The 5802-nt window shown below is 47.3% G+C and carries 7 protein-coding genes; 6 read left to right on the top strand and 1 reads right to left on the bottom strand.

The window, feature by feature from the left end; translation table 11 throughout:
• Positions 1-160: 160 nt before the first annotated feature.
• Complete coding sequence (locus GVY04_01010; GenBank protein ID NBD14756.1) at positions 161-1636, bottom strand: aminotransferase class I/II-fold pyridoxal phosphate-dependent enzyme; 1476 nt, start codon at positions 1634-1636, stop codon at positions 161-163.
• A gap of 213 nt (positions 1637-1849) precedes the next feature.
• Here GVY04_01010 and GVY04_01005 point away from each other — a divergent pair, with 213 nt between their 5' ends.
• The 6 genes from GVY04_01005 (at position 1850) to GVY04_00980 (ending at position 5715) form a co-directional block, all read left to right on the top strand.
• Positions 1850-2866 carry a zinc-binding dehydrogenase gene (locus GVY04_01005; protein NBD14755.1) on the top strand — a complete coding sequence of 339 codons (1017 nt, stop codon included), beginning with the start codon at positions 1850-1852 and terminating at the stop codon, positions 2864-2866.
• A gap of 4 nt (positions 2867-2870) precedes the next feature.
• A complete protein-coding gene (locus GVY04_01000; GenBank protein ID NBD14754.1) occupies positions 2871-3926 on the top strand; it encodes an NAD-dependent epimerase/dehydratase family protein in 1056 nt (351 codons plus the stop codon).
• Positions 3927-3957: 31 nt separating this feature from the next.
• The gene (locus GVY04_00995) at positions 3958-4431 is read left to right on the top strand and encodes a GNAT family N-acetyltransferase (protein ID NBD14753.1); all 474 of its coding nucleotides are present in this window, start codon (positions 3958-3960) and stop codon (positions 4429-4431) included.
• 252 nt (positions 4432-4683) lie between these two features.
• On the top strand, positions 4684-5082 hold the full coding sequence (locus GVY04_00990; protein ID NBD14752.1) for a hypothetical protein: 399 nt from the start codon (positions 4684-4686) through the stop codon (positions 5080-5082).
• Positions 5079-5369, top strand: a complete 291-nt coding sequence (locus GVY04_00985; GenBank protein NBD14751.1) for a hypothetical protein — start codon at positions 5079-5081, stop codon at positions 5367-5369. The genes GVY04_00990 and GVY04_00985 overlap by 4 nt, the downstream gene beginning before the upstream one ends.
• Positions 5370-5511: 142 nt before the next feature.
• Positions 5512-5715, top strand: a complete 204-nt coding sequence (locus tag GVY04_00980; GenBank protein ID NBD14750.1) for a hypothetical protein — start codon at positions 5512-5514, stop codon at positions 5713-5715.
• Positions 5716-5802: the final 87 nt, after the last annotated feature.

Genomic DNA, 5802 nt, shown 5'->3' with positions numbered 1-5802 from the left:
GTACTAGTTGCGATTCAGTCTGCTGAGAATCAATCTCAAGCGAAACAACTCCATGCCAAAGCTCATGAATTCTGTTTTATTGCCAATTCCGTCAATTTTCCTGTCAAGTGCGAGCCTTCCATTCAAATTGAGCAGTCCGCCTAGCCCAAATCTCTCTTCCTTAAATCAAGTTGTTCTTCAAAAGATTGACAGCCATCTGTTGTTTGGCAAGCTGTCCCAGCGTCTGCATGGCCCGATCCACTGTTTCTGACCAAGGAAGGGTTGTGTTGAGAGCAAAACAGCGATAGAAGCACTCTCCAGAAGCAGAAAAAATCGGTCCCGGCGCAATACTGATCCCCCGTTGCAAAGCAGCATGATACAAGGCGATCGCGTCAAACCTTTCCGGCATTTCCAGCCATAGGATATGACCGCCTGTGGGTTGAGTGACACAGGTTTCCGCAGGGAAATAATCCGAGATGGCTTGCAACATTCGGTTCATTTGCTCTTGATAAGTCCGGCGCAGCTGACGCAAATGATGATCGTAGCCACCGTTAGTGAGTAGGGAGGCAACGGCTAGCTGCGGCGCGATCGCGCTGGTTCGATTCAGTAGAGATTTTTTGTACAGCACTTTCAAATGATGGCAACCTCCTGAACACCATCCCACCCGCAATCCAGGAGAAAGGGTCTTACTGACTGAAGAACAATAGATGACCCGATTTTCAGTATCAAATGCTTTCATGGCTTTGGGACGAGTGCCTTCAAAATACAACTCCCCATAAACATCATCTTCAATCAAGGACACCTTACACTGCGTGATTAACTCAACAATTTGTTTCTTGGTCGTATCTGCCATACAAGTGCCGAGGGGATGACTAAAGTTAGACACGAATAAACACGCCTGAATGCTTCCAGATGCCAGGGCTTCCTCCAGATGGGATAAGCTGATTCCTTCCCGGGGATGAGTGGGCAATGGATACGCTTTCAGTCCCAAGGTTTTCATGATTTCTAGCAAAGCAAAATAAGTCGGTGACGCGATCGCGACAGTATCTCCAGGTTGAGTAACCGTTTGTAGCGAGAGATAAATGGCTTCCTGAGCGCCATTAGTCATCAAAATGTGGTCAGGATGAATGGAACAGCCAGCATCCAACATTCGCTTGGCAATCTCAGCCCTGAGAACATCATAACCAGCGGGAACATTGTAGGAGTGCGCGACATTAGGATGTTCTCGCAAGGCTTTTGCCATCAGGCGATTGAGCTTGGCAACGGGTAAGTGATCAGTGGCAGGAGTCGCTGCTCCCAGTTGAACCATATCGGGAGTCCCAATCTCTTTGAATAATTCAAAAGCTAAGGAGGTATCAATCTCGCAAACCCGAGCATAGGGCTCAGTTAAGGTGGGTTCAAGGTGTTGCTGCAGGGCAGTGGGCTTGACATAATACCCCGATTGAGGGCGAGCAGCAATTAGTCCGCGATCTTCAAGCAAGCGATAGGCTTCGATCACTGTCGAGAAACTAACTGACAACTGTTGCTTGAGTTTACGGATCGAGGGGAGGCGATCCCCTGGCTTCAACGTACCATTGGCAATCAATGCCTGTAGCCGATCTGCCACTTGCTCATACAAAACTTGATCTTGATTGGACTCAAGAGGAGACAGTTGCATGAATCGAGAAACTCCAAAATCCAGTATTTAGGTTTATAGCGATCCAATTTGAGGTGATATCGACCATAACAGTTTTTAAAGTCTAGATTGTTATGGTAGCAATTTAGCATAATTGCCTCTGTTCGAGTGGGAATTGCTGCGCGAAGATTAAAACATCCACAAATTATTCAGGCATTTGATGCCATGAATCAAAGTTGATAAGAGGGCAAATTCATGAAATCAGTAATGTTGAAAGACAGATTTGGCATTGATTGTCTTCAACTTGTTTCTACCCCTTTTCCTAAACTGGGTTCTCAAGATATTCTCGTGAAAATGCAAGCCGCTTCGCTCAATTTTGTCGATCTGCTTCTGGTTGAAGGCAACCTTAATCCTGATTTATCTTTGCCTTTGATTCCAGTTTCCGATGGGGCTGGAATTATCGAAGCAATCGGCGATGAAGTGAAGGAATTTCACCCTGGTGATCGTGTAGTCACCACTTACATTCCAAACTGGATTGGTGGTCGCTATACAGCGGAAAGTTCCCACTTGAACGCTCGTCCAGGGTCAGGACTCTACCCCGGTCAATTAACTGAATATCGATGCTTTCGAGCCCATGAATTAATCAGAGTTCCTGCCTTTTTGAGCCTAGCTGAAGCATCAACATTGCCCATCGCAGCTCTCACCGCCTGGAATGCTCTGGCTTACAGCAAAGCAAAACCCGGAGATACGGTTCTTCTGCATGGCACAGGCGGCGTTTCTATTTTTGCCCTACAGTTTGCTAAAGCAACTGGGCTAAAAGTCATCATTACTTCCAGTAGTGATGAAAAACTGTCACACGCTCAAGCCTTGGGAGCCGATTACTTAATTAACTATCGCAGTGATCCAGAATGGGTAACTGCTGTCTTCGAGGCAACAAGCGGAGATGGAACCGATTTAATTATCGAGACAGTTGGCGGTCAAAATCTTAATAAAAGTCTGGAGGCTTTGCGGGTGGACGGTCATATTTCCCTTGTGGGCTTTCTGGAGGGTCAACAAAGCGCTCTTGATTTAGTAACCCTCAACCTCAAACGAGCCAAAATTCATGGGCTAAGCGTTGGCAGTCGCCAAGACTTTGCCGATATGCTCAGGGCGATGTCGGCTAACACAATTCGACCCATTATTGATCAAATCTTTCCTTTCCAAGCAACGCCAGAGGCTTTTCAATACCTGGCATCAGGTCAACATTTCGGTAAAGTTGTTATCGAGTTTTAGAACAATGAATCATTCTATGAAAGCACTCATTGCCGGCGCCAGCGGCATTATCGGACAGGGTACAGCGCGGGCTCTAAAGCATCATGGGGCGGCTGTCAAAGGACTTGCCCGCAAACCGATCTCTGGTTTAGACACAGTACAAACCGATCTGCGCGATCGCGAAGCCGCATTTCAAGCAATCAAAGACAAAGCTGCCGAGACAACTCACCTGTTCTACGCGGCGCTAGCACCTCATCCCAATTTGAGTGTTGAGGCCCAACAAAATGCCCAAATGCTCGATCATTTGGTCAGCGCTCTAGAAGAAGCCAACGCTCCCCTCGAAAGGATCGTTATCTATCAGGGATTCAAAATTTACGGCATCCATTTGCCGGGCGCTGTGGTGCCGACTCCTGCAAGAGAAGACGATGCCAGCCATTTGCCCCCCAATCTCTATCAGGCTCAGGAAGCTATTCTCGCTCAGCGGGCTGCGAGCGCCTCATGGGACTATGTGGTGTTGCGTCCGGATCTGGTCGTTGACGGCAATATCTACGGCAACCCGATGAACATTGCGCTAGTAGTGGGCGTATTTGCAGAACTGTCCCGTGAATTGGGGATTCCCCTGCGCTACCCGGGAACGAATGTTGCCTACAAAGTGCTAATGCAGTTTACTGATGCCGATTTGCTGGGGCGAGCTAGCGTTTGGGCGGCGACCACTCCAGAAGCAGGGGGCGAGGTGTTCAATGTCACTAATGGCGATGTGTTCCGCTGGGAAAGGCTTTGGCCCGACATTGCCGATTATCTGGTCTTAGAGATCGCTCCTCCGATACCGCTTCCCTTGACGGAGCATATGGCTGACAAAGGGGAAGTCTGGCAACGTTTAGCTGAACGCCATGGCTTGGTTGAACCGAATCTGGATCAGTTGGTGGGCTGGGCATTTGGCGATCTGCTGTTCAACACTGAAACCGACATTATTTCTGATGTCAACAAACTGCGCCGGTTTGGGTTTATCGAAACAGCAGACGCTCGCCAGACTATGCTGAATGCTCTTGACCAGTTAAAAGCCAAACACATCATTCCGTAGCATTTATTCAATACAGTAAGGGTTAGATTCTATGAGCGCCAAACTTGTCACCTACCGTTCTTATTGGAAAGACTCTTTTGAATATCTCAACCGTCTTTGGCTAGAAGAGTTTTTTGAAGTCGAATCCGCAGATGAAGCTGTCTTCAAAGATCCCTACTCATCTATCATTGAACCTGGCGGACAGATTTTCTTCATCCTGGATCATGAGATTCCTGTGGGAACTTGCGCTGTCATTCCCTTAAGCACTGATGAATTTGAACTATCGAAAATGGCAGTTGAGCCAGCTTACCGTTGCCAAGGCTATGGCGCCAGATTGATGGAAGCAGCACTAAACTTTGCTCGTGAAGCTGGCGCTCAAAAGATTACTTTGAGCACACATACTAAACTCTCTAATGCCATTCGTTTGTATCAACGCTATGGATTCCGGAAGATTCCATATACTCAGGAGTCTCGTTATAAAAAATGTAATGTTCGCATGGAGCTTTCCTTAAAAACCATTTCTTAGGTGAATTTCTCCATCGAATCGAACATTTGATCGCCTGAGTTTAGGCAGGAAAACCGCAATTTAAGGAGATTCAGATTCAATGAATACCCAAATGTGTTCGAGTTTAAGGAACCGTTAATTCATCGTGTGTTTATTTATGTTGACCCGGACTACACCAGTTCCGATCGCGATCGCGTCGATATCTTCCATCCAGTTGAAGATAGACCTTAACTCTACAAATAGTTCTGTCAAAAAACAAGAAGAGGATTTCCGATGAACTTAATTGTCAAACGGGCGCTTAAATGGGTGATCGCGCCGCCGATGTTTTCAACTCCTTCATCCCATCCCATCCGAGTCTTAGTATACGGCGATTCTAATACCTGGGGCTGGGTTCCCACTGAATCAGGCTTTCCCACGACTCGTTTTCCTCTGTCCCAGCGTTTTTCAGGAGTAATGCAAAGGGAATTGGGAAGCGGTTTTGAGGTTATCGAGAATGGATTGAACAATCGCACGACCAATCTAGATTATCCAACTCCCATTGGAATTGTATCCGGGGAAGCGTTTAATGGCGCGAAGACACTGCCTGGGCTTTTAGCAGCTTATGCTCCCGTGGATCTCGTCGTTATTCTGCTCGGTACCAACGATTTATTCTGCTCGGTACCAACGATTTGAAAGCGCCCTTCCACCGAACCACTAAAGACTCAGCTGCTGCGATCGCGCAACTGATTGCATTGGTCGAACGCTCTAGCGGGAGTGTTTCCAATACCTATGATGCACCCCAAGTTTTCATCGTCGCACCCCCTCAAACTGGAGAGATGCCCCATCCTTATATTGCCGAGCATTTCAGTGGGGCTCAGGTTGAGTCAAAGGGGTTTGGGGAAGCCTATCATAAGGTTGCCAAGACTGCTGGTGTGCCATTCCTCGATGCAACGGGAGCCATTGGCGTTACCGCAGGCTGAAATGGAATTCACATTTCAGCCCCTCAACATCAGATGCTCGGAAAAGCGCTTGCGGTCAAGATCAAAAACATCTTTAAATCAAATCGGGGAAGCGCTTGTCTCTTTCTAGAAAACAGAACCACGAGATCACAAGATTAAGCAGATGTCTAAACACACGGGAAACACCTACGACGCGATCGCAACTCAGTACACTGATGCCATTGACGAAAAACCGCTAACTGTTTTCTATGATCGCCCAGCCTTTCTTTCCCTGTTAATTGCTGGCAGAAATCCGCTGAAAGGCTTCCACTTGATCCTCAAGACTGCTTGTTGGCCGCAATCAGCTTTTCAACCAGAGGTGGAATAGTTTCTTGAGCCTTTTGAATTGATTGTTGATGCCGATCATCCCCAAATTCTTGATATTCAATCCCAATGTGATGAAAGTCTTGCTCAG

The sequence above is a fragment of the Cyanobacteria bacterium GSL.Bin1 genome (assembly GCA_009909085.1).
In the GTDB taxonomy this organism is placed as follows: Bacteria; Cyanobacteriota; Cyanobacteriia; order Cyanobacteriales; family Rubidibacteraceae; genus Halothece.
The sequence above is the reverse complement of the archived record's forward strand: the minus strand, read 5'-3'. Positions and strand labels throughout refer to the sequence as shown.